At 73.5% G+C, this 2,397-nt stretch carries 3 protein-coding genes; 1 reads left to right on the top strand and 2 read right to left on the bottom strand.

Annotated elements, in window-relative coordinates; translation table 11 throughout:
• The coding region (locus tag VLI41_RS16805; RefSeq protein ID WP_325269240.1) for an IS110 family transposase at window positions 1–317 on the bottom strand (317 nt) is incomplete at its 3' end.
• 297 nt (window positions 318–614) lie between these two features.
• On the opposite strand from VLI41_RS16805, the gene VLI41_RS16800 reads away from it, so the two are divergent.
• The gene (locus VLI41_RS16800; RefSeq protein ID WP_325269239.1) at window positions 615–1,658 is read left to right on the top strand and encodes an IS110 family transposase; all 1,044 of its coding nucleotides are present in this window, start codon (window positions 615–617) and stop codon (window positions 1,656–1,658) included.
• Between the two features lie 413 nt (window positions 1,659–2,071).
• Here the strand turns inward: VLI41_RS16800 and VLI41_RS16795 are convergent.
• Window positions 2,072–2,397: hypothetical protein (locus VLI41_RS16795; protein ID WP_325269238.1), on the bottom strand; the 326-nt coding region annotated here is incomplete at its 5' end.

The raw sequence follows: 2,397 nt of genomic DNA, 5'->3' as shown, positions 1-2,397 counted from the left end.
CGGACGATCTGCGCGAGCCCGCGCGCGTCGTTGCGGTCCGTCTTGTTCGGCATCGCGCCCATGGCCGCCTTGGCGCGGCGCGTCTCGATGCACTCCACCGGCAGGCCTGCCGCGGCCAAGCCCTCGTGGAGCCAGGCGGCCAGCGAGCACGCCTCCAGGCCGATCCGCTCCATCGCGAGCCCGAGGCCGCGGAAGAACGCGACCAAGGCCTCCGGCTCGCTCGCGACGCGCGCCTCCTTCGCGATCCGACCCTCCTCGTCGACCACGCAGACGGTGGTCTCGTCCAGCGACACGTCCAGCCCGGCGAAGTGCTTCACGGCTGCTCCTCCTCGAGGCTCGTGGCCGATGCACGCGGACCACGCTCCACCATCCTGGGCAGAGCAGCCACTCCCCCGGTCGGGAACCCCAATCACCCCATCTGCCCGAGGCGCTCGCCCGCGCCCGCCTCCGCCGGCTCGCCGACCGGCTGAACGGCACGCCGCGGCGCTGCCTCGGCTCACCGACCTTCCGGATAGATGGAGTGATTGGGGCTGCCGACCGGGGGTGGCTGCTCCGCCCAGGATGGTGGAGCGTGGTCCGCGTGCATCGGCCACGAGCATCGAGGAGGAGCAGCCGTGAAGCACTTCGCCGGGCTGGACGTGTCGCTGGACGAGACCACCGTCTGCGTGGTCGACGAGGCGGGAGGGATCGTGCGGGAGGCGCGCGTCCCGAGCGAGCCGGAGGCCTTGGTCGCGTTCTTTCGCGGGCTCGGGTTCGCGATGGAGCGGATCGGCCTGGAGGCGTGCTCGCTGGCCGCCTGGCTCCACGAGGGCCTGACCGCGGCGGGCCTGCCGGCGGTGTGCCTCGAGACGCGCCGGGCCAAGGCGGCCATGGGCGCGATGCCGAACAAGACGGACCGCAACGACGCGCGCGGGATCGCCCAGATCGTCCGCACCGGCTGGTTCCGGGCGGTGCACGTCAAGAGCCCGGCCTGCCGGTCCTGGCGCGCCCTGCTGGCGGCGCGTCGGCTGGTGCTCAACAAGATGCGCGACCTCGAGAACGGCGTCCGCGCCCTGCTGCGCGAGGCCGGGCTCAAGCTCGGCCGGCCCGCCCGCAAGGAGTTCGCCGCGCGGGTCCGGGAGCTGGTCGGCGCCGACGCCGTCCTCTCGGCCTCGGTCGAGCCGCTGCTCGCGATCGTCGCCACCATGGCGCACGAGCTGGCGCAACTCACCAGGCGCGTGCTCGCCATCGTGCGCGACGAGCCGGTCTGCCGCCGGCTGATGGGCGTCCCCGGCGTCGGCCCGCTGACCGCGCTCGCGTTCCGCGCCACCGTCGACCGGCCCGAGCGCTTCCGGCACTCGCGCGATGTGGGCGCCCACCTCGGCCTGACACCGAAGCGCTACCAGTCCGGGGAGACCGATGTGCAGGGCGGGATCAGCCGCTGCGGCGACGAACTCGCCAGGACCGCCCTCTACGAGGCCGCCCATTCGCTGCTGGTCCGGAGCCGGAGGTGGTCGAGCCTGCGCGCCTGGGGCATGCAGGTCGCCAGGCGCCGCGGCATGGCGCGGGCCCGCGTCGCGGTCGCGCGCAAGCTCGCCTGCGTCCTGCACCGGATGTGGGCCGATGACGCCGAGTTCCGTTGGGGCAAGCAGGAAACGGCCTCCGCCGTCCCTGGCTAGCCGAGAGCGAGTTCCCGCCCCGGAAGGGACGGGGCCGCGTCGTTCCCGTGGGGACGACGGGCGAGGTGATCCCGCTGAGAGCCCGGAGCCGAGGGGCAGCCGCCCCGAAGGTCGCGACACAGATTGGGACGCCCACCCTCCGGACCCCGTGATGCGGCGGCCTCGGCGCCGACCGCGGAGAGAAGCGAGTGACCCGCGGGCGCGGCAGGAACCAGGAGCGGCTTGACCCCTCAGCCCCAATCAGAGAAGGCTGTCAGTGACCGGACCCGCGCCAACCGCCGGCCGGGGTGGCCTGCCCGTTGCCACGGTCGCCCCGTTCCTCGCCGCAGGTAGCGCTTCCGCGGCCGCCCGGGGCCCGGCCCCGCACAAGCTCGCCGGCCCGCCCGGTCGGGCGGGCCGTGTACCGTCCGGGCCTAGTCGATGTTCGCCAGCGGGCCGTTCAGGTCCTTGAAGTTGCCGGTGTTCAGCACTTGCGGGCCCGCCGTGTGGTCGCCGTTGAACACCGTCTGGTTCGGCGGGCAGCCGTTCGCCACCGCCGCCGCGACCGAGTCGAACCAGACGCCGAGGTGGTAGGTGTGGATCGGCTTGAAGATCGGGTTCTTGGTGCCGTCGGCCGGGTGGGTCTTCGGCGCCTGCGCCTGCCCGATGGCGGTCGCGAAGGTCTCGATGTTGAAGCGGCTGACGAAGGTCTCGGTGACCGAGCCCTTGGCCCCGATCGCGACGTCGCCCTCGTACCAGC

The sequence above is a fragment of the Phenylobacterium sp. genome (assembly GCF_035475775.1).
Taxonomy (GTDB): Bacteria; Pseudomonadota; Alphaproteobacteria; order Caulobacterales; family Caulobacteraceae; genus Phenylobacterium.
This window is presented reverse-complemented; position numbering and strand designations above follow the sequence as displayed.